The organism is Roseomonas sp. FDAARGOS_362, assembly GCF_002754815.1.
Taxonomy (GTDB): domain Bacteria; phylum Pseudomonadota; class Alphaproteobacteria; order Acetobacterales; family Acetobacteraceae; genus Roseomonas; species Roseomonas mucosa.
The window spans coordinates 401257-426163 of record NZ_CP024588.1 but is presented as its reverse complement, the minus strand read 5'-3'; the positions used below and the strand labels follow the sequence as shown (position 1 = coordinate 426163).

Annotated in this window: 22 protein-coding genes; 9 read left to right on the top strand and 13 right to left on the bottom strand. The window is 72.0% G+C overall.

The genetic code is table 11. The annotated features are described in order from the left end of the window. Window positions 1-52 precede the first annotated feature (52 nt). On the top strand, window positions 53-487 hold the full coding sequence (locus CTJ15_RS06740) for a hypothetical protein (RefSeq protein ID WP_026032999.1): 435 nt from the start codon (window positions 53-55) through the stop codon (window positions 485-487). A gap of 152 nt (window positions 488-639) precedes the next feature. Here the strand turns inward: CTJ15_RS06740 and CTJ15_RS23900 are convergent, their stop codons facing one another. The 3 genes from CTJ15_RS23900 to CTJ15_RS06730 form a co-directional block, all read right to left on the bottom strand. Further along, window positions 640-948: a VOC family protein gene (locus CTJ15_RS23900; RefSeq protein ID WP_126281842.1), complete on the bottom strand. Its 309-nt coding sequence runs from the start codon at window positions 946-948 to the stop codon at window positions 640-642. Between the two features lie 67 nt (window positions 949-1015). Further along, entirely contained in the window at window positions 1016-1834 is an 819-nt protein-coding gene (locus CTJ15_RS06735) for an IS5 family transposase (RefSeq protein WP_099780842.1), read from the bottom strand. A 509-nt stretch (window positions 1835-2343) separates the two neighbouring features. After that, window positions 2344-3315, bottom strand: a complete 972-nt coding sequence (locus tag CTJ15_RS06730; RefSeq protein WP_075822516.1) for a Gfo/Idh/MocA family protein — start codon at window positions 3313-3315, stop codon at window positions 2344-2346. A gap of 220 nt (window positions 3316-3535) precedes the next feature. Between CTJ15_RS06730 and secD the strand changes: the two genes are divergently transcribed. The 4 genes from secD (at window position 3536) to CTJ15_RS06710 (ending at window position 8523) form a co-directional block, all read left to right on the top strand. Further along, window positions 3536-5158, top strand: coding sequence for a protein translocase subunit SecD (gene secD / locus CTJ15_RS24720; RefSeq protein ID WP_226946065.1), 1623 nt, complete (start codon window positions 3536-3538; stop codon window positions 5156-5158). Window positions 5159-5170: 12 nt separating this feature from the next. Further along, window positions 5171-6205: a protein translocase subunit SecF gene (gene secF / locus CTJ15_RS24715; protein ID WP_019459995.1), complete on the top strand. Its 1035-nt coding sequence runs from the start codon at window positions 5171-5173 to the stop codon at window positions 6203-6205. A gap of 61 nt (window positions 6206-6266) precedes the next feature. Then, window positions 6267-7202, top strand: a complete 936-nt coding sequence (locus tag CTJ15_RS06715) for a tripartite tricarboxylate transporter substrate-binding protein (protein WP_193009646.1) — start codon at window positions 6267-6269, stop codon at window positions 7200-7202. A 151-nt stretch (window positions 7203-7353) separates the two neighbouring features. Beyond that, window positions 7354-8523 (top strand): EAL domain-containing protein, encoded by a 1170-nt coding sequence (locus tag CTJ15_RS06710; protein WP_193009645.1) that lies wholly within the window; start codon window positions 7354-7356, stop codon window positions 8521-8523. On the opposite strand, the gene CTJ15_RS06705 is transcribed toward CTJ15_RS06710, so the two are convergent. Continuing rightward, the gene (locus CTJ15_RS06705) at window positions 8489-10375 is read right to left on the bottom strand and encodes a glycosyltransferase (protein ID WP_151904028.1); all 1887 of its coding nucleotides are present in this window, start codon (window positions 10373-10375) and stop codon (window positions 8489-8491) included. The genes CTJ15_RS06710 and CTJ15_RS06705 overlap by 35 nt on opposite strands. Window positions 10376-10935: 560 nt before the next feature. Between CTJ15_RS06705 and CTJ15_RS06700 the strand changes: the two genes are divergently transcribed. Further along, window positions 10936-12228, top strand: coding sequence for a hypothetical protein (locus tag CTJ15_RS06700; RefSeq protein WP_099781370.1), 1293 nt, complete (start codon window positions 10936-10938; stop codon window positions 12226-12228). Between the two features lie 33 nt (window positions 12229-12261). On the opposite strand, the gene CTJ15_RS06695 is transcribed toward CTJ15_RS06700, so the two are convergent. Continuing rightward, a complete protein-coding gene (locus CTJ15_RS06695; RefSeq protein ID WP_019459990.1) occupies window positions 12262-13551 on the bottom strand; it encodes an adenylosuccinate synthase in 1290 nt (429 codons plus the stop codon). Between the two features lie 2 nt (window positions 13552-13553). After that, a complete protein-coding gene (locus CTJ15_RS06690; protein WP_019459989.1) occupies window positions 13554-14720 on the bottom strand; it encodes an ATP phosphoribosyltransferase regulatory subunit in 1167 nt (388 codons plus the stop codon). A gap of 112 nt (window positions 14721-14832) precedes the next feature. On the opposite strand from CTJ15_RS06690, the gene CTJ15_RS06685 reads away from it, so the two are divergent. Further along, window positions 14833-15387 (top strand): hypothetical protein, encoded by a 555-nt coding sequence (locus CTJ15_RS06685; RefSeq protein ID WP_058390528.1) that lies wholly within the window; start codon window positions 14833-14835, stop codon window positions 15385-15387. Window positions 15388-15405: 18 nt separating this feature from the next. On the opposite strand, the gene CTJ15_RS06680 is transcribed toward CTJ15_RS06685, so the two are convergent. Continuing rightward, window positions 15406-16578, bottom strand: coding sequence for a phosphoserine transaminase (locus CTJ15_RS06680; protein ID WP_075822187.1), 1173 nt, complete (start codon window positions 16576-16578; stop codon window positions 15406-15408). A 483-nt stretch (window positions 16579-17061) separates the two neighbouring features. On the opposite strand from CTJ15_RS06680, the gene CTJ15_RS06675 reads away from it, so the two are divergent. After that, the gene (locus CTJ15_RS06675; RefSeq protein ID WP_099781369.1) at window positions 17062-18129 is read left to right on the top strand and encodes an AI-2E family transporter; all 1068 of its coding nucleotides are present in this window, start codon (window positions 17062-17064) and stop codon (window positions 18127-18129) included. On the opposite strand, the gene CTJ15_RS06670 is transcribed toward CTJ15_RS06675, so the two are convergent. From CTJ15_RS06670 to glmM, 3 genes are read right to left on the bottom strand one after another with little or no spacing between them, the layout of a single operon-like run. Next, a complete protein-coding gene (locus CTJ15_RS06670; protein WP_099781368.1) occupies window positions 18096-18950 on the bottom strand; it encodes a PhzF family phenazine biosynthesis protein in 855 nt (284 codons plus the stop codon). The genes CTJ15_RS06675 and CTJ15_RS06670 overlap by 34 nt on opposite strands. A gap of 25 nt (window positions 18951-18975) precedes the next feature. After that, window positions 18976-19794 carry a bifunctional hydroxymethylpyrimidine kinase/phosphomethylpyrimidine kinase gene (gene thiD / locus CTJ15_RS06665; protein WP_019459983.1) on the bottom strand — a complete coding sequence of 273 codons (819 nt, stop codon included), beginning with the start codon at window positions 19792-19794 and terminating at the stop codon, window positions 18976-18978. After that, complete coding sequence (gene glmM, locus CTJ15_RS06660) at window positions 19791-21209, bottom strand: phosphoglucosamine mutase (protein ID WP_051004740.1); 1419 nt, start codon at window positions 21207-21209, stop codon at window positions 19791-19793. The genes thiD and glmM overlap by 4 nt, the downstream gene beginning before the upstream one ends. 297 nt (window positions 21210-21506) lie before the next feature. On the opposite strand from glmM, the gene CTJ15_RS06655 reads away from it, so the two are divergent. Next, window positions 21507-22673: an MFS transporter gene (locus tag CTJ15_RS06655; protein ID WP_171979063.1), complete on the top strand. Its 1167-nt coding sequence runs from the start codon at window positions 21507-21509 to the stop codon at window positions 22671-22673. 63 nt (window positions 22674-22736) lie between these two features. On the opposite strand, the gene CTJ15_RS06650 is transcribed toward CTJ15_RS06655, so the two are convergent. From CTJ15_RS06650 to folP, 3 genes are all read right to left on the bottom strand, one after another. After that, window positions 22737-22922, bottom strand: coding sequence for a tautomerase family protein (locus CTJ15_RS06650; protein WP_019459980.1), 186 nt, complete (start codon window positions 22920-22922; stop codon window positions 22737-22739). Further along, entirely contained in the window at window positions 22915-23628 is a 714-nt protein-coding gene (gene ribB / locus CTJ15_RS06645; RefSeq protein WP_075822189.1) for a 3,4-dihydroxy-2-butanone-4-phosphate synthase, read from the bottom strand. Before ribB ends, CTJ15_RS06650 begins: the two co-directional genes overlap by 8 nt. A gap of 202 nt (window positions 23629-23830) precedes the next feature. Continuing rightward, window positions 23831-24880: a dihydropteroate synthase gene (gene folP / locus CTJ15_RS06640; protein WP_075822190.1), complete on the bottom strand. Its 1050-nt coding sequence runs from the start codon at window positions 24878-24880 to the stop codon at window positions 23831-23833. Between the last annotated feature and the right edge of the window lie 27 nt (window positions 24881-24907).

Here is a 24907-nt window from a genome sequence, read left to right as displayed (position 1 = left end):
TGATTCGTATCGAATGGGGTGAGGATGCGACGGAAGTCGGAGGGCATGTCCCATGAGGATGGTTTGGGTTCTGGCGGTGCTCGGCCTGTTCCTGTTCGCTGGTGCCGGGCCTGCCGCGGCGGGCAATGACTGCCGGCAGTACAAGCCGACCGTGAGCATCGTCGTGGGGCCGGGCACCATTCCGCCGAGCAAGCGGCAGGCCGAGATCCATTATTTCTTCAGGGGAGCGCCCGCCTGCTGGGATGCGGTGCATCTCCGCTTCGGGATCGCGGGACGGGAGCCCTACATCATCCAGGAGATCAAGTCCGGCCGGAACTGCGGGATCTACAAGGACGGGCGGTCGCTGCCGGCCTGTGCCCACAAGGTGGGGACCGTCGAGTTCGGCACGACCTATGTGGTCGGGTTGCAGGAGTGCGACAAGCACGCCCTTTCGAGCGACGAGTGCTCGTCCTGGGCCTCCCAGACCGTGACCACGCCGAGGAACTGAGGGTAGTTTCCCGCTTCGCGGCTTTCCGCGCGGAGAAGCCGCCTGCGTCTGCCATACTCAGGCAGCATCATACCGATTGGGTCTGTACACGCCGCTTCCGTGGCGCGGAACGGATACGGCGATTCACCGATTTTGCTGAGCTTTCACTACTTTTAGCGATGTATCTGCCGCCATTCAGACAACTTCATTGTTCCAGTTATATCTGGCCTTGAGGCATCAGGCAGGATGCTGATGTATTCGAGGGAGTGGCCGTCAGGATCGTTAAAGTAGACGCTTGCTGCGGGCATCCATGGGAAGACGATGGGTTCGCCAATCTCAGGGCCGTCGCCGCCGGCGCGCGGAGTGACATGGTTGGAGCGGAGCACCTCCACCGAACGGATCACATCATCCAACCCTACAGAGAAGGCAAGGTGCAGACGCAAGCGGATCGGAGAAGAATGGATCGACCAAATTCCCAGCATCGATCGCTCTTTGCCGCCAATCCAGAAGAAAGCAGCGTGACGCTCGGGTATGGTGTGAGACCCCGTTTCATAACGGCTGAGCCAGACGCCGGACGAGGATCATGGCGGCGGCGAGGGTGAAGAAGGCGACGGCGGAACCGACGGTGGCCTCGGGATCGCGAGCGAGGCGTCGGCAGCGGCCGAACCAAGCGAAGGACCTCTCCACCACCCAGCGCCTGGGTTGCACGGCGAAGCCTTTCTGGCCGGGTGCGCTGCCGATGATGGTAACGGCGACGGGGGAGGCTCGGGCGACCCGCGGACCGGCGTAGGCGCGGTCGGCGAAGCAGCGGGCCAGGAACGGCCAAGGGCGGCGCGACATGGCCAGGAGGGCCGCACCCCCTCGGCTGTCATGCAGGCAGGCGGGCGAGATGGCGGCGAGCAGGAGCCTACCGTCCGTGTCCACCAGGGCGTGGCGCTTGCGGCCCGTCACCTTCTTCCCGGCATCGTAGCCGCGGACACCTTTCACGCCGACACCGCCCGAGCGGACGGATTGGGCGTCCAACACCGCCGCTGTCGGTGAGGCCTCTCGGCCGACCCGCTCGCGGTCGGCCATGATGAGGGCGTGCGCCAGTCGCTCGAAGGTGCCCCGGCGCGAGAGGCGCAGGAACCAACGGTGCACGGTCCCGGGCGGCGGGAAGTCGCGGGGCAGATGCGCCCAGGCGCAGCCGGTACGGAGCACGTAGAGGATCGCATCAACCACCCGCCGCATCGGCCAGGACCGGGGTCGTCCGGTCTTTGCAGGGCTTGGCAAGAAGGGCTCGACCAGGGCCCACTCGGCATCGGTTAGGCACGTTGCATAAGGCTGGGAGCCGCGCGCAAGCTGCGCGCGGGCGGCAGGGGTCCACATGGGCCACCTCGAAGGACGTCAGACACCCTCCGAACGCGCAGAACTCCCGCCGCTCACCCCGCCTCAGCCGTTATGAAACGGGTTCACAGAGTTTTCAGGAATTCTCGGATAGAAACTGGACCAAGTAAGCCTTTTACTTTCCCCGGCAGCCAAATCACACAGACGAACGGGTTTACCCCGCCTCGCCGTTGCCCCCAACATCAGCAGGTTCGTCACCAGCGCCGTGGACCAGGGGGTGCCGTCGGAAAGCCAGCCCACCGCCGCCTTCCCCAGCGCCGCCAGTCCGATTGCGTTCCCCGGTGGGCGCCGAGGCGGTCCTGGCCTTGTGCGGAGGCCGCCATGGCACCGGTCATGAAACTGGCCGCACCAGTCCGGACACGGTCGCGATCACCGTGCCGACGTGGAACAGCCGGTCATCGCCGAGGCGCAGCCCTCGAACCGGCTGTTCAGCATGTTGGCGTTCATCATCCCGGCAATGTTGAGACCGAAGAGAAAGCCGGGACCTCCGCTCAGACTCCGGCGGCGAGACGCGAGGCGGCCAGCGCCTCCTCCACCCGCAGCGCGGCATCCAGCGCCGCACGCCCGGCCGCGCCATCTACCCGCACCGGCGCGCCATCCAGGCAGGCCGCCACGAAGCCCGCATGTTCGGCCTCCAGGCTGTCGCGGTCCTGCCAGGAGGACTGTTCCGCGCCGAAGCCCGGAAGCTGCTCCAGCGCCGCGCCCTCGCCCTTGCGCACCACGTGCATGGTGCGGGCCAGGAAATCCATCTGCAGATAGCCCTCGGTGCCGAAGAGGCGCAGCCGCCGCTCCATCTTCAGGCTGACCCGGCTCGCCGTCAGCGTCGCCACCCCGCCATTGCCGAAGCGCAGCCGGGCATTGGCGATGTCCGTCTGCGCCGAGGCGATCGGCCCGCCCACCGCATCGACGCCGACCAATGGCGCGCCGAACAGCGCGAAGGCCAGGTCGATGTCGTGCACCATCAGGTCCAGCACCACCGGCACGTCCAGTGAGCGGGGGCGGAAGGGTGCGATCCGCACCGCCTCCATGTAGAGCGGCCGCCCGATCCGGGCCGCGACCCCGCCCTCCCCGCCCATCAGCGCGGCGAAGCCGGCCGAGAAGCGCTCCAGATGCCCGACCTGCAGCACGAGCCCCTTCGCCGCCGCCAGGGCGATCAGCTCGTCCGCCTCGGCCAGCGTCGCGGCAATGGGCTTCTCCACCAGCACATGCCGCCCGGCCTCCAGCGCCTGCCGCGCCAGCCCGTGGTGGAAGGCGGTCGGCGTCGCCACGATCACCGCATCGGCCCGCGCGATCACCTCGGCGGCGGGCAGCGCCGGCACCCCCACCTCCCCGGCCACGGTGGCGGCGCGCTCCGGGTCATGGTCGTGCAGCCCCACCAGCTCCACCCGTGGGCCCGCGGCCGCCTTCAGCACGTGGAACCGTCCGAAATGCCCTGCTCCGAGCACGCCCAGCTTCAGCCGCATCCGTCTTCTCCGGCACCGATCGCGTGCATCACCCATGCACTCCGCCGCCGGCTCTAGATCATCCGGGCGCCGGGTTGAAGCGCGCAAGGCCCCCGGGAGGCGGTGGCCAGCGGAGAGGACGGGCGGGAAAGCGGGCGGGAAAACCACGCCCGGGGCGGCGCGGCATCCCTGTCACCATCCGCATCACGCCAGCGTCTTGCATGAAACCGGCGCAAACTTCATGTTCCGCCCCCTCAACCAGGGGCTGATCTCAAGGACCATGTTGTACTTCGCGCGATGGAAGGTCGCCGCGATCCTCGGTGTCATCGCGCTCGGCATCCTGCTCTGCCTTCCCAACTTCCTCCCCAGCTCCGCCCTGCCCTCCTGGGCGCAGCGGCAGATCTCCCTCGGCCTCGACCTGCGCGGCGGTTCCTACCTGCTGCTGGAGGTGGACCTGAACCGCGTGGCGCATGACCGGCTGGAGGCCATCGCCGACGGCGCCCGCACCCGGCTGCGGCAGGCCAATATCGGCTACACCGCCATCGCGACGGACGAGCCGAACCGCCGCGTGACCGTGCGCCTGCGCGACCCGGCCCAGGCCGACACGGCGGCGGCCCAGCTTCGCGACCTGGCGAACCCGGTCACCGCCTCCACCGGCGCCACCAGCCCGGACATCGAGGTCGCCGCCACCGGTGACGGCGCGCTGAACGTGACCGTCACCCAGGCCGGGCTCCAGGCCCGGGCCAGCGGCGCGGTGGACCAGTCGGTCGAGATCGTCCGCCGCCGCGTGGACGAAACCGGCGTGGCCGAGGCCCTTGTCGCCCGCCAGGGCCAGGACCGCGTGCTGGTGCAGCTCCCCGGCGTGGACGATCCGAACCGGATCAAACAGCTCCTCGGCCGCACCGCCAAGATGACCTTCCACCTGCTGGACGAGAACGCGAACCCGCAGGCCACCGTGCCGCCGCCCGGCACCATGTTCCTGACCGGGGAGCGCGACGGCCAGCGCTATGCCGTGCGCCGGCAGGTGGCGGTGGACGGCGCCAACCTGTCCGACGCCCGCGCCTCGCAGGACCCGCAGACGCGCGAATGGGTGGTGAGCTTCACCTTCGATTCGGTCGGCTCCCGCCGCTTCGCCGACATCACCCGCGCCAATGTCGGCCGCCCCTTCGCCATCGTGCTGGACGACAAGGTGCTGACCGCCCCGGTGATCCGCGAGCCCATCACGGGCGGGCGCGGCCAGATCAGCGGCTCCTTCAACGCCCAGTCGGCCAGCGACCTCGCCGCCCTCCTGCGCGCCGGCGCCCTGCCTGCGCCGCTGACGGTGGTGGAGGAGCGCACGGTCGGCCCCGAGCTCGGCGCCGACGCCATCCGCGCCGGGCTGATCGCGCTCGGCACCGGCACGCTCTTCGTGCTGCTCTACATGGGCACCGCCTACGGGCTCTTCGGCTGGTTCGCCAACCTCGCCCTGCTGGTGAACCTCGTGCTCACCGGCGCCGCGCTTTCGCTGCTCGGCGCCACGCTCACCCTGCCCGGCATCGCCGGCGTCGTGCTCACCCTCGGCACGGCGGTGGATGCCAACATCCTGATCAACGAGCGCATCCGCGAGGAGGTGCAGGCCGGGCGCGCGCCCGCTTCCGCGCTGGAGGCAGGCTTCAGCAAGGCCTATGGCACCATCCTGGACAGCAACGTCACCAACCTGCTGGCCATGGCCGCGCTCTACCTCTTCGGCTCCGGCCCGGTGAAGGGCTTCGCGGTGACCGTGGCGCTGGGCACCGTCGTGCACCTCTTCACCGCCACCACGCTGGTCCGCCTGATGATCTCGTACTGGTTCCGCTCGCGCCGGCCGCGCAGCCTGCCGGTCTGAAGGGGGCAAACCATGCTTCGACTCCTGACCCATCCCCTCTTCCGCGTCGTCCCGGACGGCACGCGCATCCCCTTCATGCGCGGCCGCTACATGGGCATCCTGGTCTCGGCGATCCTGTCGCTGGCCTCGGTGGTGCTCGCCTTCCATCCGGGGCTGGAGAAGGGCATCGACTTCAAGGGCGGCATCCTCATGGAGGTGCGCACCCCGGGGCCCGCCGACTTGGCCCGCACCCGCTCCGCGCTCGATGCGCTGGGCGTGGGCGAGGCTGGCGTGCAGGAATTCGGCAGCCCCGACAGCGTGCTGATCCGCCTGCCCGTGCAGGGCGACGAGGCGGCGACGCAGCAGGTCGTCAACCGCGTGCGCGGCGCGCTGGACCAGGTCGCCCCCGGCAGCCGCATCCTGCGTACCGACGCCGTGGGCAACCGCGTCTCGGACGAGCTGTTCCGCAACGGGCTCTACGCCCTCGGCTTCTCGCTGCTGGCGATGCTGGTCTACATCTGGGTCCGCTTCGAATGGCAGTTCGCCGTGGGCGCGGTGACGACGCTGATCCTCGACACCACCAAGGCGGTGGGCTTCCTGGCCGTCACGCAGATCGAGTTCAACCTGACCACCGTCGCCGCGATCCTGACGATCATCGGCTTCGGCGTGAACGACAAGGTCGTGGTCTATGACCGCGTCCGCGAGAACCTGCGCAAGTTCAAGACCACGCCGTTGCGGGAGGTGATCGACCTGTCGATCAACCAGACGCTGAACCGCACCGTCGGCACCTCGGTCACGCTGCTGCTGTCCGCCCTGCCACTGGCCATCTTCGGCGGCGACACCCTGTCCGGCTTCGCCTGGACGGTGATCTTCGGCATCGTGGTGGCGACCTCCTCCTCCATCTTCATCGCGGCGCCGCTGCTGCTCTTCCTGGGCGAGCACCGGCTGCGCCGCGGCGAGGCGCGCCCCGCAGCGCCTTCGGCAACCGGCATGAAGACTCCGGCGAAGCCCTCGCAGAAACCTGCCCAGACACCCGCAAAGAAGCCGGAGGCCCAGCCGCAACGATGACGGCGGGCCGATGGGGCCGGGCCGAGGAGATGCCGGCCGGAGCCCTGTGGAGACCCGGCCCGTGGCTTCGCCGGTGAGGCCAGCGGCGGCACCGGGCAGGCGCCTGCTGCTGAGCCTGGCGGCGGGACTGGCGGCGCCTTTCCCGGCACGCGCCCATCCCGCCGGGGCCGCGGGGGAGGTCACCCTGCTGACCGGAGGGGCGGAGGGCGGGCCGAGCGACCTCTGGCTCCGGGCCTTCGCCCCCTTTCTGGAACGCCACCTGCCGCGCCACGCCGTTTCCGTGGTGAACCGCCCGGATGCCACCCGCGCGCAACTGCTCGCCGGCATCGCCGCCGCCCCCGTCAATGGCCGCAGCCTGGGCTATGCGGTCACGCCCGACATCTTCGTGGAACCCGGAATGGGCCGCGCCCCGGGCCTGCTCAGGCGGCTTCGCCTCCTCGGCGCGGTGGCGGAGGACCCCCTCACGCTCGTCGCGCCACCGGAAACGAGCCTTGCCAGCCTGCAACGTGAGCGGGAGCCGCAAACCCTGGCTCTGCCACCGGAGGGTTCCACCGCCGCCCTTGCCGCGCCAATGCTGCAGGAACACCTGCCGCTGGTGCCGCTGCACTTCCCCTCCGCCGCCGCCGCCCGGCAAGCGACCCTCTCAGGCAATGTCTCTGCCGCTCTGGTCCGGCTCTCCGATGCCATCGCCGCGTTGCAGGAAGGCCGGCTCACGGCGCTGGGGCTGGCCCTGGCGGAGCGCTGCGCCCTTCTGCCGGAAACACCCATCCTGAGTGAGCGGGGCATTCCCCTGGTGGCCTCCGCCCGGCGCGGCTTCGTGCTGCCCGCCGGTACGCCAGATGCCCTGGCCATTCCGTTGGCCACGGCGCTGGCCAAGGTGGTGGCGGACCCGGAATACGTGGCGCAGTCGAATGCCGCGGGCATACTTCCCGCCTTTCTGAGTGAGGCCGACTGGACACGGCTGGTCCGTCAGCAACTGGCGTCGCTGAAGCTGTAGTTCCCTTCGGGAGCTTACGGAAAGCATGAAGATTTCCGCAACGTTCACACTTCTGTATTGTCTATTTTTTGATACTAAGGTAACTTCTTTCCCCGTGACCAGTTCATGCCCATATGCTGCCGATCAACGGGAGGAACGCTTTGCGGGGCCCATGATCAATTCCGGCGACAGGGCGGAGGACGCGCAGGCACCCATCATGGTTCTGACCCAGGACCAGGGCGTGCTCCGGGCCGCGCGCAGCGCGGTGAGCGCGCTCGGCCAGCCGGCCTCCGGGCTGCAACACGCCTTTTCCCCGCAGGAAGCCTTGAATGCCGTCCTGGCAGCGGATGAGCCGCCCCGCCTCCTGATCCTGGAGGATGGTGCCAGCGGCAACGGGATCGACGAGCTCCGCGTCGCGACGGCCGATGCCTTTGGCGCCACCCGCAGCATGGTGCTGAGCCGCGACCACGCCGCCGCCCTTTCGCCCCGGGCGATTCGCGCCGCCATGCGGTCCCTTCCCGCCGCCACGCCCCTGGCGGAGGACACGGAGGCGATCCGGCTCGGCCTGCTGCAAGGCCAGGTCTCGGTGCGCTACCAGCCCATCGTCCGCATCCGCGACGGCCAGCCGGCCGGCGCCGAAGCCCTGGCGCGCTGGGAGGCCCCGACCGAACGCTATTCGCCCGAAAGCTTCGTGCCAATCGTGGAAAGCGCCGGACTCGGGCTGGACCTGTCCATCGCCGTGGCGCGCCGTGCCGCGCAGGAATTCGCCATGGTGCGCCGCAGCCGCCGCCGGGGAAGGAACTGCCGTGTCTCGGTGAATCTGCCGCTTGGCGTGCTGCTGCAGGACGACACCGCCGCCTGGCTCGGCCTGATCCTGGCCAAAGCCGGCCTGCCCGCCCATGCCTTGGCGCTGGAGCTGACGGAGACAACGCCGGTCGAGGACCGCAGCCTGCTGCGGCGCGCCCTGCTGCGGCTACGCCGGGCCGGCCACGAGGTGCTGTTGGACGACCTCTGCCTCGACGATCCCCGCGAATCGCTGCTGGACCTGCCTTTCGGCGGCGTGAAGCTGGACCGCAGCGTCACCGCCGCCATGCGCCACAGCCACCGCGCGCGGAACATGGTCCGGCGCGTGGTACGGCAGGCCGATTCGGCCGGGATGCGTGTGGTCGCGGAGGGCATTTCCGATCTGGGCCTCTGGCGTGCCGCCGCCGCCGCCGGGGTCTCGCACGCCCAGGGCTATGCGGTCGGCCGCCCCATGCCGGCGGAAGTGCTGCCCGTCTGGTCGCGGAACTGGACGCAGCCGCGCTTCAACCCGGCGCGCCGGTTCCAGGCGCCGGGTTGACCCGCCCCGCCCGCAGAAGCGCGGCGAGGCGGTCCAGCCCTTCCTCCACCGATGCATGCCACCGTCCGGCCAGTTCCCGCGAGGCGGCCAGGAGCTCCGTGCGCAGGGCGGGGCTGGCACGGTATTCCGCCATCCAGCCCGCCACCGCCGCCGCATCCCCGGCCTGCTGCGCCGGATGCCGCGCTCCGAGTCCGGCAAAGGCGTGGCGCGTGCCGATCACCGGATGCCCGAGACCCAGGGCCTCCACGGTCTTGATCTTCAGCCCGGTGCCGCCCTCGACCGGGTTCACGACGCAATCCACCAGCCGGTAAAAGGCGCCCGCCTCCGCCACCGGTCCGATGGCCATGCCAGCGGAGCGGAAGCCGCCCGCCACCCCGGCCTCCCCGGCCAGGAGCCAGGAAATTCCCGGGTGCGGGGCCAGGGCCCGGTCCAGCGCCGCCACCCCATGGAGGTTCCAGACATTGGCGCTGGCCAGCAGCCCGAAATCCCAGGCCGCCGGTCCCCTGGCGCGGGGCGGCACAGCCCCTGGCCCGGTCGCATGGCCCACCGTCAGCACCGCCCGCGCGCCGCGCCGGCGCAGCACTTCGCTTTCCTCCGGCTGGATGCCCAGGACCAGCTCGGCCCGTGCCAGCCCCGCCGCTTCCTCCGCCAGCCCGGTCCAGAACCAGGATGGCGCGAGGCCGAGCCGCGCCGCCTCCCTGGCGCGCCCGCCGACCAGATCGTGGGTGTCCAGCACGCGGAAGGCCCCCGGCACCGCCTCCAGCACCGCCGACATCCAGGTGTAGGAGGCGATCACCACGTCGTAGCGCCCCTGCCGGTGCAGCGCCGCGACCGCCTCCACCGTCTCCGGCGGGCACCAGTCGTCCAACGCCCAACGGTCGGCATGGGCGGGAAAGCGCGCCGGGCGCCAGGGGATGGGATGCCGTGCCAGCCAGGGCGAGGCATCGTCTCCGCCCGACGCCTTGCCGGGCGGCGCCGCCAGTTCCATCGGCAGGCCACGGCTGGCCAGGGCCCCGGCCAGCCGGTGGATACGGGCCGCATTGCCCGCCCGTACCGGCAGGGGCGAGAGCGGCGAGACCAGCAGGATGCGCGGGCGTGCGCCCCGTAGCGGCACCGGATGGGCGGGACCCGGCGGCACCGCGAGCGGCGGCGGCGCGGCGCGGAAGTCCTCGATCACGGCGCGATAGGCCCGCGCCACTGAATCCGGCGAGAGCACCGTCCGGGCGAAGAGCCGCGCCCGCTCCCCGATCGCGTCGCACAGCCCGGGATCGCGGCTCAGTGCCGCCAGGGCCGCCACCATCGCGCGCTGCGGCGCCAGGGCGGGCAGCGCCAGCACCGCATCGCGCGGCAACTCGGCATAGGCCCCCGTGTCGGAGACCAGCGCGCAGCGCCCCGCCGCCAGGGCACGTGCCAGGGTGCCGGAGCTCTCCCCCACCGAGGGCGCGCGCAGATTGGCCAGGACGTCGCAGGCGGCGATGTGGAGGCCGAGCGCCGATTCCTCCAGGAAGCCCGTCACGCGCAGCCGGCCCTCCGCCCGCAGGCGCTCCACCACCGGGCCGGGCGGTCCTGTCACCGCCTCGTCCCATTCCCCGGCATGGAGCCAGAGCAGGCCCGGCCGGCGCGGCGCCAGCGCGGCCACGGCCTCCGCCACCCAGCCGAGGCGCTTGGCGCGCGAGGCGAAGCCCGCGGTGAGGATCACGAAGGCATCCCTCGGCAGGCCCAGCGCCACGCGCGCCGCTTCCCGGTCGTACGGGCCCGGCAGGGCCAGATGCGGGATGACCGCGCAGCGCAGGGCCAGTTCCGGACAGCGCTGCCGCAACAGCCCCTCGGCATGGCGCGAATGCACCACCACGGCCCTCGCCCCGCGCAGGGCGGGCCGCAGCAGGTCCAGCGCCGAGGCCGCCGCGCCGGGCAGGCGCCCCCCTCCAGCCGCGGCTTCCCCAGCCCTTCCCACAGCGCCGGCCGGGCCGCCTGGATCTCTCCGGGCGGCAGGGCGAGGCGCGCCGGCACGGCGAGGGTCATGTCATGCAGCGTCACCACCCCCGGCACCCGCCGCAGCGCGCGCAGCACGAAGGCATGGCCGGGATTGTTGCCGAGCTGGTGCAGCGCCCTCGCCCCCGGGGGAATGGCAGCCCCGGCGGCCTCCTCCGATTCGCGGATGTCGCAGTCATAGGCGCCGGAAAGCGCGTCAGTCAGGGCCCGGGCGTAATCGGCGATCCCGTTCCGGATCGGCGGCATCGGGGAAAAGACGTGCAGCCTGGGTCGCAGAAGCCTGATCTCCGGCCTGAAGGGAGGGCACTCTCGCCAATGGTTGATGATTGATTAACCTCTCAGGATGATTGCGTCATGTCCATCTGGGCCCATCCCGTTCAGGTAGCAGGGCGCCATGCCGGAGCAGGAGAGGAACACGGTTTGACGGATGCTGGGCCGAGGCCTCCCGCCTTCGAGCATGCGGGACTGGAGACAGGCCTCCTGCGCCTGCGCTGCGTGACGCCGGGCCGGCTGGAGGCGCCTCTGATCGCCTGGCTGGGCGGCATGGAGGCCGGCCGCGCCGGGCTTCCGGAAGGCTCCGTAGAGTTCCAGCCCGGCGACCCGCTCACGCTCCGCATCGGCCGCCTGCCCTGCGCCGCACCCGGCGAGATGCTGCGCTTCGCTTGCCCCGGCGGCGGCGGGGACCTGGTGCCGCCCCTTGCCCTGGCGGACGGGCGCGTGGCCTGGGCGCTGCTCGGCCCGGGCGAGCCGGCGGTGGAGGCTCTGGAGGCCCGCCAGGGCGTGCTGCACGGCCGGCTGGTGAACGCGGTGAACGGGCTCTTCGCCCCGCCCCTCTCCGCGCGGGTGAACGGCGCCCTGCCGCGCGCCATCGTGGCGGAACCGCCCCGCCCCCGGCCCGACGGCGCCTCGGTGATCCGCTTCGCCCTGTCGCTGCGGCCAGAGGAGATCGGCGAGGCGGGGCTGAGCGTGGAGATCCGCGCGGAAGGGGTGGAGGCACCCCTCGCCCGCTGGGCCCTCGCGCCGGTCGTGTTGCAGGAGGCCGAGACCCTGGCCGGGCTCGCGGCAAGGCTGCGCCGCCTGGAACAGGCCAGCACTCTGCGGGATGCACGGCTGCGCCTGGACCTCGACCACGGCTTCGCCACGCGCGACGCCCGCTTCGAGGCTTTCGTGGAGCATGTGGTCGGACTGATCGCCGGCGGCGGCCCGGAAGGCGGCCGGATCGCCGCGCCCGATGACAGGATCGAAGGCCTGCTCACCCCCCTGCGTGCCCTGCTCGACGAGGCCACGCCGCCCCCGGCCGTGCTGCCGGCGGAACGGCGCCTCGGCCCCGGCGACGGCGCCTTCACCCTGGGCTGGCACCCGCCGGAGGAAGCCTTCCGCTGGATGGGACCGAGCGGCATGGTCGAGAATCCGGACCCCTGGCGCCCGGTGCGCGCGGTGCGGCTGCGGGTCGCGCAGGTCTATGGCAGCGACCGGCCGCGCCTGCTGGCCAGCCTCGATGCCCGCCACGCACCGCTGCGCCTGCAACCGGTGGAGGGTGGGACGGAGGTGCTGATCGTGCCCGAGGAGGCGCTGGCCTTCGACGTGCTGCGCCTCGACAGCCTCACCCATGGCAGCCCGGCGCGCGAGGGCCGGGGCGACGACACGCGGGAGCTTTCCCTGGCCGTGGCGGAGGTGGTCTTCGTCTATGCCGGGGATGGCGGCGGGCCGTGACCCGCCGCCCCAGGGCTGATGGAGCCTGACGGCTCAGCCCGCGAAGGGGTCGCTCATCAGGATGATGTCGTCGCGCTCCGGGCTGGTGGAGAGCATCGTCACCGGCGCCTCGACCAGTTCCTCGATGCGGCGGACATATTTCACCGCCGTCGCCGGCAGCTCGGCCCAGGAGCGCGCGCCCTTGGTGCTCTCGCTCCAGCCTTCCATGGTCTCGTAGACCGGCTCGACCTTGGCCTGGGCGGCGGCGGAGGCCGGCAGGCGCTTCACCACCTCCCCATCCAGCCGGTAGCCGGTGCAGACCTTGATCTCCTTGAGCCCGTCCAGCACGTCCAGCTTGGTCAGCACCAAACCCTGCACGCCGCCGACCTTCACCGCCTGCCGAACCAGCGTGGCGTCGAACCAGCCGCAGCGGCGCGGACGCCCGGTGACGGTGCCGAACTCGCGGCCCCGCTCACCCAGGCGCTTGCCGATCTCGTCATGCAGCTCCGTCGGAAACGGCCCAGAGCCGACGCGGGTGGTGTAGGCCTTGGCGATGCCCAGGACCATGCCGACCGCGTGCGGCCCGACGCCCGCCCCCGCCGCGGCATTGCCCGCCACGGTGTTGGAGGAGGTGACGAAGGGATAGGTGCCGTGGTCCACGTCCAGCATTACCGCCTGCGCGCCCTCGAACAGCACGCGCTTGTTCTCGGTGCGGGCGGCGTCCAGGCGCTCCCAGGCCGGCTCGGCGAAGGGCAGCAGCTTCGGCGCCAGCGCCAGCAGGTCCTTGAGCAGGTCCTCCTTGCGGAACTCCTCGGCGCCCAGGCCGCGCAGCAGCGTGTTGTGGTGCAGCAGCAGCTCGTCCAGCTTGGCCGAGAGGATCGCCTCGTCCGCCAGGTCGCAGAGGCGGATGGCGCGGCGCGCCACCTTGTCCTCATAGGCCGGTCCGATGCCGCGGCCCGTGGTGCCGATCTTGTTCTCGCCCCGCGCCGCCTCGCGCGCCTTGTCCAGCGCCGGGTGCAGCGGCAGGATCAGCGGCACGTTCTCGGCGATGCGCAGGTTGTGCGGGCCGACCTCCAGCCCCTGCTTGCCGACCTTCTCGATCTCGCTCAGCAGCGCCACCGGGTCCAGCACCACGCCATTGCCGATGATGCCCAGCTTGCCGCGCACCACGCCGGAGGGCAGCAGGCTCAGCTTGTAGGTCTGGTTGCCCACCACCAGCGTGTGGCCCGCATTGTGGCCACCCTGGAAGCGGACGACGATATCGGCGCGGCTGGCCAGCCAGTCCACGACCTTGCCCTTGCCCTCGTCGCCCCACTGGGCGCCGATCACGGCGACATTGGCCATGTTCAGTCCTTTCCGGAAACCGGCGCGGCGGCGCCGTCGAATGGCACGGCCTCCCGGCCATGCAGGATATGGGAACAACGCAGGCGACGCGGATCGTCGTCCCGCGACAGCGCCTGCACGGTGACGAAGCCCCGCGCCCGCAGCGCGGCCCCGGCGGCGGGATCGGCGCCCGCCGGCAGGAAGACCCGCGCCGGCCCAGCCCACCGCGGCGCGGCGCGCAGCACGGCATCGGGATAGAGCGTCAGGCCGGTGGCGGGCTCCTCGCCCGACATGTACCGCCCGCCCCGCGCCATCTCCCCGGTGCGGCCCGGGCCGAAGATCGTATAGGCCACGCCGGTGTGGTAGCGCAGGCCGCGGAACTCCACCGGGTCCAGCGTGATGCGCAGGTCGGGTGCGCGGGCGCGGATGGCGGCGATCACCGCCTGGGCATTGTCGGCGATGGCCCGCGCCCGTGGCGGCAGGGCGACGGCTTCCAGCGCCGCCAGCGCGGCATCGGCGGGGCCGGCGGCGGCCAGCAGCCCGGGCAGGAACACCGCCGGCGGCCCGGCCTGTTCGGCCAGCGCGGCGACGGCGGCGGCATCCTTGCGGTCCAGCGCCCGCGCCAGGGCGTTCCGTGCCTCGCCTGCCAGCCCGGCGGCATCCAGCAGCGCCGGGGACATGGCGGGCAGGGTGATGTCGAGGGCGACATTCTCCACCCCCACCCGCGCCAGCGCCTCGACACCCACCAACGCCACCTCGGCATCGGCGGCGGCGCAGTCGATGCCGATCAGCTCGATCCCCGCTTGCGGCAATTGCCGCTCCGGCGCGATCTGCGAGCCGCGGACCCGCAGCACCTGACCGGAGTAGGAAAGCCGCAGCGGCCGTTCCACCCCGCGCAGCCGGGTTGCGGCCAGCCGCGCCACCTGCGGCGTCATGTCGGCGCGCAGCCCCATCATGCGCTGGCTCACCGGGTCCATCAGGCGGAAGGTCTGCTCCGCCACGGCGGCGCCGGACCCGGCCAGCAGCCCTTCCTCGAACTCCAGCAACGGCGGCTTCACCCGCTCATAGCCATGGGCCGCGAAGACGGCGAGCATCGCCTCCACCAGCGCGGCCTCGCGCGCGGCGTCGGGGGGGAGCAGGTCGGACAGGCCCGCCGGCAACAGGGCGGGGTTGGGACTGTCGGAGGGCATCTCGTCTCGTGGTCTCGAACGGCATGAAAAGCGCGCGCGGCTGTGTGGCAGCCTGCACGGGGAACGGCAAGGCCGGAGAACCGTTCACATCCCGTATCCACGAGGGTCTGCCATGAAAAGGCCTGCCGCTCTTCTCCTTCTCGCTCCCCTCCTGCTCGCTGCCTGCACCACGCGGCAGCCCGGCCCGGACGTGTCCGGCTGGGGCGATCCCTTCACCCTCGGCGCCCAGGATGCGCTGGAGGACTTCGGCCATACCGCCGGGATGGAGGGACGTCTGGACAAGTCGCTCTTCGCCGCGCTGCGGGTGGAGCAGCTGGCCGAGGCGGCGCAGACCGACCCGCTCTGGCAGACCGGCCGCATCTCGACCTTGCAGCCGCAGCTCCTGATGGCCCGCCGCCAGATGCGGCAGGCGGCGGGCATCGCCGAGGCGGCGCCCCCGCGCCCGGTCCAGGCCGGCCTCTACCGCGCCCTGCGCGCTGCCCAGGCCGGGGACATGGCGCAGGCCCAGGCGGCGCTGAGCGGCCCGGCCTTCCCGCTCGGCGGTGCCGCCACGCTGCAAAGGCTGCAGCACCTGCCCCGCCTGCCGCTGGTGGATCAGGCCGCCGCCCGCACCGCCCTCATCGCCGGCAGCCCGGGGCCCAGCAGCAATTCCGGCCTGCCCTTCTGATGGCAGGCCAGCCGGGCCTCAGCCCGCGAAACGCGCCCTGGTTTCCGCACAGGCCCAGTCGAGCCAGGGCAGCAGCGCCTCGATATCCGCGGTCTCTACCGTCGCGCCGCCCCAGATCCGCACCCCCGGCGGCGCGTCGCGATAGGGGGCAAGGTCGAACCCTGCCCCTTCCGCCTCGACCAGCCCGGTCAGCATCTTCGCCGCCTTGCCCTGCGCCTCGGCATCCAGCGCGATGAACCAGGGCGCCACGATGCGCAGGCAGATCGAGGTCGAGGAGCGCGTGGCCGGGTCCTCCGCCAGGAACTCCACCCAGTCGCGGCGTTCCACCCAGCGCGCGACGGCGGCGAGGTTCGCCTGCGACCGCCCCTTCAGCCCCGCGAGCCCGCCCATGGATTCCGCCCAGCGCAGCCCATCCAGCGCATCCTCGACGCAGAGCATAGAGGGCGTGTTGATCGTGTCCCCGGCGAAGATGCCCTCGATCGGCCTGCCGCCCTTGGCGAGGCGGAAGACCTTCGGCAGCGGCCGGTCGGGGGTGAAGGAGGCCAGCCGCTCCACGGCGCGCGGCGAGAGCGCCAGCATCCCATGCCCGGCCTCGCCCCCCAGTACCTTCTGCCAGGACCAGGTCACCACATCGAGCCGGTCCCAGGGCAGGTCCATGGCGAAGGCCGCCGAGGTGGCATCGCAGATCGCCAGTCCTTCCCGGTCCGGCGCGATCCAGCCCCCGTCCGGCACCCGCACGCCCGAGGTCGTGCCGTTCCACACGAAGACCACGTCCCGCGCCCAGTCCACGGCGGCGAGGTCGGGCAGTTGCCCATAGGGCGCCTTCAGCACCCGCGCATCCGGCAGGCGGAGCTGCGTGACGATGTCGTTGGCCCATTCGCCGGAGAAGGACTCCCAGCTCAGCACATCGACGCCCCGCACCCCCAGAAGTGACCAGAGCGCCATCTCCACCGCCCCGGTGTCGGAGGCCGGCACGATGCCCAGGCGCCAGCCCTCCGGCATGCCCAGCATGGCGCGCGACCGCTCGATCACCTCGCCCAGCCGCGCCTTGGCATCCTTGGCCCGGTGGCTGCGCCCGACCAGGGCCGCGGCCAACACTTCCGGCGACCAGCCCGGCCGCTTGGCACAGGGGCCGGAGGAGAAGCAGGGATTGCTCGGGCGGAGATTCGGCTTTTCGGTCGCGACGGGCATCGGCGTGCGGTCTTCCCAGGTGACGAGCCCTCGGCTCGCTCGGAGCCCGGGCGCGGCGGCCCGGAGAGAAGCGAGGGTTGGAGAAGCGAGGGTTACGCCCTGCCTCGCTTGGCGGGCAAGGCATGCTGCCCGCTGGTCAGCTCCCGCCGATCGGCCATAAGGGGTCCTGCAGGGCGTCAGGGGCACAACGGCCCCCACGCGCTTCGGTCCGCCGCAACCGGAACACCCCCCTCATCCAGTCCAGGGCGGTGGACCTGCCGCCCGGCATGCTGCTCATGTCCCAGCTCTTCCCGGGCGCTGTTCGGCCTGCTCGGCCTGCTCGCCCTGGCCGTCGCCGCGCCGCTGGCGGCGGTCACCATCACGGTGGTCAAGCGCAGCTATGTGCGGGACTGGTTGCGCCGCCTTCGGTGATCGGCGCGCGCCTTGCCCGGCCCCCGGCCGGCACCGCATAGACAGGCAGTTGCATGGAATCCACCCAGCCGCATGACCCGCTCGACCCTCTCGCTCACCGTCCTGCTCATCGCCTTCGCGCTGATGTGCTGGCTGGTGCCCAATGCCCTGCTGATCGGCTTCGCCGGGGCCATTCTCGCGGTCGGGCTGCGCGCCCTGGCCGCCCCGATCGTGGTGAAGACCGGCCTCGGCGGCGGCTGGGCCGTGCTGCTGGTGGCGGTGCTCGTCGCCCTGGTGCTCGGCCTGGGCATCTGGGCCTCGGTCAAGCCGCTTTCCGCCCAGATCCAGCTCTTCGCCCAATCCGCCCCCCAGGCGCTGCGCTCGCTGCAGGACTACCTTTCCGACTTCCCCTGGGTCCAGCAGCAGATCAACCACTTCCAGCCGGAACGGGTGATCTCCGCGGTCGGCGACCAGGCGGCGGGCATGGCGGCCATGGGCATCAGCGGCACGCTGGGCGGCCTCGCCAACATCGTGCTGATCGTGCTGCTGGCGCTCTACCTCGCCTCGGAGCCCTCGCTCTACCGCCGCGGCTTCGCCGCCCTGCTCTCGCCCGACCTGCGGCCGGACGGGATGCACGTACTCGACGCCACCGGGGGTGCGCTGCGCGGCTGGCTGCTGGGCGCCCTCTGCGCCATGGTCTTCAACGGCGTGCTGATCTGGCTGGGCCTCTGGGCGCTGGGCGTGCCGCTTTCCCCGCTGCTCGGCGCCATCGCCGGGCTGACCAGCTTCGTGCCCTATATCGGCGCCATCGCGGCGGCCCTGCCGGCGGCCCTGATGGCGCTGGGCAAGGACCCCTCCCTCGTGCCCTGGGCGCTCGGCGTCTATTTCGTGGTGCAGATGCTGGAGGGCAATGTCCTGACCCCCATCGTGCAGAAGCAGACGGCCGACCTGCCGCCCGCCCTGCTGCTGCTGTCGCAGACGGTCATGGGCACCGTGGCGGGGCTGCTCGGCGTGGTGCTGGCCGCCCCGATCCTGGCCGTGGCGATGACGGTGGTGCAGGCCTCCTACATCAGGCTTCGCCTGGAGGATGGGGAGGATGCGGAAACGGTGCAGGCCGAGGGCCGGGCTCAGCCCGGCAGCGCCAGCTCCATCCGGCCGTAGAGCACCGCCTTCCCGCCCATGAGGGCACGGGCCCCGCCTGTGTCCTCCGGCGGGATGCCATCCGCATCGGGCCCGCCGCGCAGCTCGCACCACAGGGTGCCGCCGCGCCGGCTGGCCTGCCGGCAGACCAGCTTCCGCCGCCCCAGCCGCGCCGCCCAGAAAGGCAGGAGCTGGGTATGCGCCACGCCCGTCACCGGGTCCTCCGGCACGCCCACGCTGGCCGCGAAGAAACGGGAGACCACGTCATGCACCCCGTCATCCCCGGGGGCGGTGACGATCACCCGCGCCGGTGCGGCATCGGCATCCCCGCCGGCCAGCGCGGCGATGCGCCCGTGATCCGGCCGCAGGCGCCGCACTTCCTCCGCCGTGTCGAGGACGCAGAGCCAGTCGCGCGAACGCCAGACCTCGCGCGGCGTGGCGCCCAGGGCCTCGGACAGCCCGGCAGGCGGCTCCGCCCGGACCGCACCGCGGGCCGGGAAGTCCAGCATGTAGAGATCCCCTTCCTGCTCCACCCTCAGCATCCCCGACAGGGTGCGGAAGCGCAGCGGCCCGGCGATGCCGAACTCCGTGGCCAGCACATGCGCCGTGGCCAGCGTGGCATGGCCGCAGAGCTCCACCTCCGTCGCCGGGGTGAACCAGCGCAGGTGCCACTGCCCCGCCCTGTCCGGCACCAGGAAGGCCGTCTCGCTCAGGTTGTGCTCGGCCGCCATGGCCTGCATCGCCGTGTCCGGCAGCCAGGTCTCCAGCGGCACCACCGCCGCCGGATTGCCCTCGAAGACCCGCTCGGCGAAGGCGTCCACGAAGAAGACATGCAGCGCCATCAGCCCGCTCCCCCCAGCCGGCGCCTCATCGGCCCAGGGCCTCGACCCGCGCCGGGTCCACCGTCACCCCGTGGTCCAGCGGCCCGTGCCCCTTGCCGAAGCCGGGCGCGTTGCGGATCGCCGCCTGCACATAGGCGCGGCCCCGCGCCACCGCCTCCCGCAACGCCAGTCCCTGCGCCAGCCCGGTCGCGATGGCGCTGGCCAGGGTGCAGCCGGTGCCATGGGTATGCACCGTGTCGATATGTGCGCTCTCGAAGACCTCCATCCCCGCCGGCGTGGCCAGCAGGTCGTAGAGCCGCTCGCCCGGCAGGTGCCCGCCCTTGAGCAGCACCGCCGGCACGCCCAGCGCCAGGATCGCCGCCGCCGCCGCCCGCATCCCCTCCAGGTCGCGAACCTTGGCACCGGCCAGCACCTCGGCCTCCGGGACGTTCGGCGTGACCACCGTGGCGAGCGGCAGCAGCCGCCGCTTCAGTGCCGCCACCGCTTCCTCCGCCAGCAGGCGCGAGCCGCCCTTGGCCACCATCACCGGGTCCAGCACCAGCGGGATGCCGCGCCCGTCACGCTCCAGTTCCGCCGCGACCGTTCCGATGGTGGCGCTGTCGCCCAGCATGCCGGTCTTCACCGCATCGGCGCCGATGTCGGCGAGGCTGAGCGCGATCTGCCGTGCGATGAAATCCTGCGGCACCGGATGCACCGCATGGACGCCCAGCGTGTCCTGCGCCGTCAGCGCGGTGATCGCCGTGGCGGCATAGCCGCCGAGCGCGGTGACCGCCTTGATGTCCGCCTGGATTCCGGCGCCGCCGCCGGAATCCGATCCGGCGACGATCAGGACCCGACCCTTCATTCCGCGGCCTCCTGCCGGCTGGATTTCGTACCGGGCTTGCGCTCCGGCGTGGCCGCCACGGCCCGGATGGTCTCGGCCAGCTCCGACGTCAGCCTCTCGACCATCGAGGCCTCCTCCGCCTCCACCATCACCCGGATCAGCGGCTCCGTGCCGCTCGGGCGGATCAGCAGCCGCCCGCGCGCGCCCAGATCCGCCTCGGCGGCCCGGATCGCCTCGATCACCAGCGGGTTCGTCAGCGGGTCGCCGCCGGAATGCCGCAGGTTCACCAGCTTCTGCGGCAGCGGCTCGAAGCGGCGGCAGACCGCGCTCGCCGGCCGCTTCTCCTCGACGATCGCCGCCAGCACCTGCAAGGCCGCCACCAGCCCGTCCCCCGTGGTGCCGTGATCCGCCAGGATCAGGTGCCCCGACTGCTCGCCGCCCAGGTTGCAGCCCAGCTCCCGCATCCGCTCCCCGACATAGCGGTCGCCCACCCGCGTCCGCTCCAGCCCGATGCCCTGCGCCTTCAGCCGGCGCTCCAGCCCCAGGTTGGACATCACCGTGGCCACCACCGCGCCGCCGCGCAGCCGCCCCTGCGAGGCCCAGGTTTCTGCCACCAGCGCCAGGATCTGGTCGCCATCGACGATGGCCCCCGTCTCGTCGCACATCACCAGCCGGTCGGCATCGCCGTCCAGCGCGATGCCCAGGTCGGCCCGCCGCTCGCGCACCAGCTCCGCCATCCGCCCCGGCGCGGTGGAGCCGCAGCCGGCATTGATATTGAACCCGTCCGGATGGACCCCGAGTGACACGACCTCGGCCCCCAGTTCCCACAGCACGGTCGGCGCGACGCGATAGGCCGCGCCGTTGGCGCAATCCACCACGATCCGCATCCCCGCCAGGGTCAGCCCCTTGGGAAAGGCCGACTTCGCCGCCTCGATGTAGCGCCCCGCCGCATCCTCCAGCCGCGAGGTCCGCCCCAGCCGCCCCGGCGCCGCCAGCGCGGCGGAGAGGTCGCCCGCCATCAGCGCCCCGATCTCGTTCTCCTGCGCGTCCGACAGCTTCAGCCCGTCCGGCCCGAAGAGCTTGATGCCATTGTCCTCGAAGGGATTGTGGCTGGCCGAGATCATCACGCCGAGATCGGCCCGCAGGCTGCGCGTCAGCATGGCGATGGCCGGCGTCGGCAGCGGGCCGAGCAGCACCACGTCCATCCCGGCGCTGACAAAGCCCGCGGTCAGCGCCGGTTCCAGCAGATAGCCCGAGAGCCGCGTGTCCTTGCCGATCACCACCCGGTGCCGGTGACCGCCACGGTTGAAGTAGCGGCCCGCCGCCTGCCCCAGCCGCAGCGCCGTCGCCGCATCCATCGGCGCCTGGTTCGCCACGCCGCGGATGCCATCCGTCCCGAAGAGGCGGCGCTGGGAAGACGGGGCGGGTTTGCTCATGCACCATGCTCGCGAAGACGGCCCGGCCAACCGGGCGGAAAGGCCGAAAGCTCTAGAGCGGATTGGCCTGCCGGGGAACAACCCCGGAAGCGTCTGTCGGACACGGCTTCGGGCGCGGAGCGTGACAAGGTCTCGCCGCAACCCTTCCGCGGGGACCGGAGAACGCCCCGGCCGATGCATTGCGGCGCGTGAACAACACCGTCCCCCGCGTTTTTCGCAGTTGTGCGGCGCACAAGCCTGCAGCCAAACTCGCGGCGTTCCGCCATGCCACCGGGACACTTCCTGCCGGACATCCGCATGCCCCTTCCGCTCCTGGCCCTGGCCGTCGCGTCCTTCGGGATCGGCACGACCGAATTCGTCATCATGGGCCTGCTGCCCGACCTCGCCCGGGATCTCGGTGTGGACATCCCCTCCGCCGGGCTGCTGGTCAGCGGCTATGCGCTGAGCGTGACCTTCGGCTCCCCGCTCCTGGCGCTGGCCACCGGGCGGCTGCCGCGCAAGGCGGCGCTGATCGGGCTGATGCTGATCTTCATCCTGGGCAACGCGCTCTGCGCCATCGCCCCCGGCTACGGGACGCTGATGGCCGCCCGCGTCGTCACCGCCCTCTGCCACGGCGCGTTCTTCGGCACCGCCTCGGTGGTGGCGGCGGACTTGGTGCCGAAGCACCGCCGCGCCTCCGCCGTCGCCATGGTCTTCTCCGGCCTGACGCTCGCCAACGTGCTGGGCGTGCCGCTGGGTACCGCGCTGGGCCATGCGCTGGGCTGGCGCTCCACCTTCTGGGCCGTGGTGCTGATCGGCCTCGCCGCCGCCGCCGCCCTGGCGCTGTGGATGCCCACCGGCCTGCGCGGCCAGCCGGCCCGGCTACGGCAGGAACTGCGCGCCCTGGCCAGCCGGCAGGTGCTTCTGGCGATGGGGATGAGCTGCCTCGCCTCGGCCAGCCTGTTCAGCGTCTTCACCTATATCGCGCCGATGCTGCAGACCCGGACCGGCCTGGGCGAGCACATGGTCACCCTGGCCCTGCTGCTCTTCGGCCTCGGCCTTACCTTCGGGAACTTCCTCGGCGGCCGCCTCGCCGACTGGCGGCTGATGCCCTCCGTGGCCGGCATCCTCGTGGTGCTGGCCCTGGTGCTGGCGGTCTTCACCGCCACGCTGGCCTCGCCCGTGCCGGCCATCGCCACCATGATGGTCTGGGGTGTGCTGGTCTTCGCCCTGGTCTCGCCCCTGCAGATGCGGGTGGTGGACCAGGCGCGGGAAGCGCCGAACCTCGCCTCCACGGTCAACCAGGGCACCTTCAACCTGGGCAATGCCGCCGGTGCCTGGATCGGCGGGCAGGCCCTGCTGCACGGCATGGGCTATAGCCAGCTTCCCTGGCTGGGCGCCGGGCTGGCCGTCCTGGCCCTGCTTCTGGCCCTGGTGGCGATGCGGGCGCCGCGTCAGCCAATGGCGATGGCGGCCGGGGAATAGCGCCCCTCCAGGCAGGCCGGGGTGGAGGACCGGGCAGGTTCCCGGCGCCTCCTCGGCGCCAGCTCAGCGGTCGCAGAACAGTACGCCGCCCTTGGCCTTGTCGGTCTTCGGTGCCTCCACGATCTGCACCGTCACGACCTCGGCCGGAACGCCGAAATTCTTCACCATGGCCTCGGTGAGATCCTTCACCAGCCCACGCTTCTGCTCGACCGTCCGCCCCTCGGCGGCGAAGACCATGATCTCAGGCATGTTCAGTCTCCTTGCTGCGGCCCTGCGACGGCAGGGCGGCGGGTGATACGGTGTCGCGGCCGGCGACCGCCGCCAGAAGGTCCTCGATGGTCACGAGCGGCATGCCCTCCCGCTCCGCGAAGCGGACCAGTTCCGGCAGGCGCGCCATGCTGCCGTCGGGGTTGGTGACCTCGCACAGCACCCCGGCCCGGTGGAGCCCGGCCAGTTCCATCAGCGCGATGGTCGCCTCGGTATGACCCCGCCGCCCGGCAAGGCCCCGGGAATGCGCGCGCAGCGGAAAGACATGGCCGGGACGGGCCAGGTCCTCCGGCCGCGCGCCCGGCTTCATGGCGGCCTGGATCGTCGTCACCCGGTCCGCCGCCGAGACGCCGGAGGAGACCCCGTCCCGCGCCTCGATGCTGATGGTGAAGCCGGTGCCGAAGCGGCTGCTGTTGCGCCCCACCATGGGCGGCAGGTCAAGCGCATCGGCATGTTCCTCGGTGAGCACGAGGCAGACGATGCCCGAGCCCTCGCGGATCATCAGCGCCATCTGCGCCACGGTCAGGCTCTGGGCGGCGAAGATCATGTCGCCCTCGTTCTCACGGTCCTCGTCATCGACGACGATGACGCCGCCGCCACGGCGAAGCTGGAAGATGGTGGCCTGGACCCGCTCCCCGGCCTTGCCGGACAGGGGCGGGAGGGATCGGGCGGGATATGGTTCGGGCATCGGTACGCGGCCTTGCGTCGTACGGGGATGCGTTGATTGACGTTAACGCCTACGCAGAACGGCGACCGGCCGTCCTGTCTGCCCTCCGGACTCCCATATCCGCCCCGGTTGGGCAAGACACCCCGCCCCCATGTCCCGTGTGCCGCGGCCCTCTGGAAACAGGGTTCCGCCATGATCGCGACGCGAAACCCCGCCTCCCACTTCAGGCACCTTCCCCGGGCGGCGCCAGGATGGCCGCGCCGACGCGCAGGGCCTGCACCGTCTCCCCCACGTCATGGACCCGCAGCATGTCGGCGCCACGTTCCGCCGCGGCGAGGGCCACCGCGAGGCTGCCCGGCGCCCGCCGCTCCGCCACCGGCTCCCGCCCCAGGCGGCCGATGAAGCCCTTTCGCGAGGCCGCCATCAGCACCCGGCAGCCCAGCCCGTGCAGCAGCGGCAGGCGGTCGATCAGCGCCAGGTTGTGCGCCAGGGTCTTGCCGAAGCCGATCCCCGGATCGACGCAGATGCGCGCGAGCGCGATCCCCGCCGCCTCGCAGGCCGCGATCCGTTCCGCCAGGAAGTGCTGTACCGCCAGCGCCACGTCCGGATAATCGGCGCGCGACTGCATGGTGGCGGGGTCGAGCCCCGGCATGTGCATCAGCACCACGGAACAGTCGGAATCCGCCAGCGCCTCCAGCGCCCCCGCTCCGCGCAGTGCGGCAACGTCGTTCACCACGCGCGCCCCGGCGGCGATGGCGGCCCGCATCGTGGCCGCGTGGCGGGTGTCGATGGAGATCGTGGCATGCGGCGCCAGTTCCCGGATCACCGGCACCACGCGGGCGATCTCCGCCGCCGGATCGACCGGAGTGGCGCCGGGCCGCGTGCTCTCGCCGCCCAGGTCCAGGAGGTCCGCCCCTGCCTCCAGCATGGCATGGCCCGCCACAACGGCGGCACGATGGTCGAGATAGCGTCCGCCATCGGAGAAACTGTCCGGCGTCACGTTGAGGATGCCCATCACCAGCGGGCGTCCCTCCCGCCGCTCCAGCCCCGCGAAACCGGGCAGGGGCTGCGCCAGATCCGCCAGCAGCGGCCGCCACGCCTTCGGCAAAGCCGCGACCGGGACAAGGCCGACCTCCCGGCCCGCCTCGATCAGGCGGGCCAGGGTGAAGGCCCGCCCCTCCCCTCGCAGCGTGGCGGCATGGCCCGCCACCAGGGCCACCCGCGCGGTGTCCCCATGCAGCAGACCCAGGGGCTCCAGCCAGCGTTCCACCATCCCAGTCCTCCCCAGCGCCGAAACGGA

Excerpts from the sequence above, each read along its gene's own strand:
- CTJ15_RS06655 (WP_171979063.1), top strand. The coding sequence starts at position 21,507 with ATGCCCCTTCCGCTCCTGGCCCTGGCCGTCGCGTCCTTCGGGATCGGC.
- secF (WP_019459995.1), top strand. The coding sequence starts at position 5,171 with ATGCTTCGACTCCTGACCCATCCCCTCTTCCGCGTCGTCCCGGACGGC.
- glmM (WP_051004740.1), bottom strand. The coding sequence starts at position 21,209 with ATGAGCAAACCCGCCCCGTCTTCCCAGCGCCGCCTCTTCGGGACGGAT.
- CTJ15_RS06670 (WP_099781368.1), bottom strand. The coding sequence starts at position 18,950 with ATGGCGCTGCATGTCTTCTTCGTGGACGCCTTCGCCGAGCGGGTCTTC.
- CTJ15_RS06695 (WP_019459990.1), bottom strand. The coding sequence starts at position 13,551 with ATGGCCAATGTCGCCGTGATCGGCGCCCAGTGGGGCGACGAGGGCAAG.
- CTJ15_RS06650 (WP_019459980.1), bottom strand. The coding sequence starts at position 22,922 with ATGCCTGAGATCATGGTCTTCGCCGCCGAGGGGCGGACGGTCGAGCAG.
- CTJ15_RS06685 (WP_058390528.1), top strand. The coding sequence starts at position 14,833 with ATGAAAAGGCCTGCCGCTCTTCTCCTTCTCGCTCCCCTCCTGCTCGCT.
- CTJ15_RS06680 (WP_075822187.1), bottom strand. The coding sequence starts at position 16,578 with ATGCCCGTCGCGACCGAAAAGCCGAATCTCCGCCCGAGCAATCCCTGC.
- CTJ15_RS06690 (WP_019459989.1), bottom strand. The coding sequence starts at position 14,720 with ATGCCCTCCGACAGTCCCAACCCCGCCCTGTTGCCGGCGGGCCTGTCC.
- CTJ15_RS06730 (WP_075822516.1), bottom strand. The coding sequence starts at position 3,315 with ATGCGGCTGAAGCTGGGCGTGCTCGGAGCAGGGCATTTCGGACGGTTC.
- thiD (WP_019459983.1), bottom strand. The coding sequence starts at position 19,794 with ATGAAGGGTCGGGTCCTGATCGTCGCCGGATCGGATTCCGGCGGCGGC.
- CTJ15_RS06710 (WP_193009645.1), top strand. The coding sequence starts at position 7,354 with ATGATCAATTCCGGCGACAGGGCGGAGGACGCGCAGGCACCCATCATG.
- folP (WP_075822190.1), bottom strand. The coding sequence starts at position 24,880 with ATGGTGGAACGCTGGCTGGAGCCCCTGGGTCTGCTGCATGGGGACACC.
- ribB (WP_075822189.1), bottom strand. The coding sequence starts at position 23,628 with ATGCCCGAACCATATCCCGCCCGATCCCTCCCGCCCCTGTCCGGCAAG.
- CTJ15_RS06740 (WP_026032999.1), top strand. The coding sequence starts at position 53 with ATGAGGATGGTTTGGGTTCTGGCGGTGCTCGGCCTGTTCCTGTTCGCT.
- CTJ15_RS06735 (WP_099780842.1), bottom strand. The coding sequence starts at position 1,834 with ATGTGGACCCCTGCCGCCCGCGCGCAGCTTGCGCGCGGCTCCCAGCCT.
- CTJ15_RS23900 (WP_126281842.1), bottom strand. The coding sequence starts at position 948 with ATGCTGGGAATTTGGTCGATCCATTCTTCTCCGATCCGCTTGCGTCTG.
- secD (WP_226946065.1), top strand. The coding sequence starts at position 3,536 with ATGTTCCGCCCCCTCAACCAGGGGCTGATCTCAAGGACCATGTTGTAC.
- CTJ15_RS06675 (WP_099781369.1), top strand. The coding sequence starts at position 17,062 with ATGACCCGCTCGACCCTCTCGCTCACCGTCCTGCTCATCGCCTTCGCG.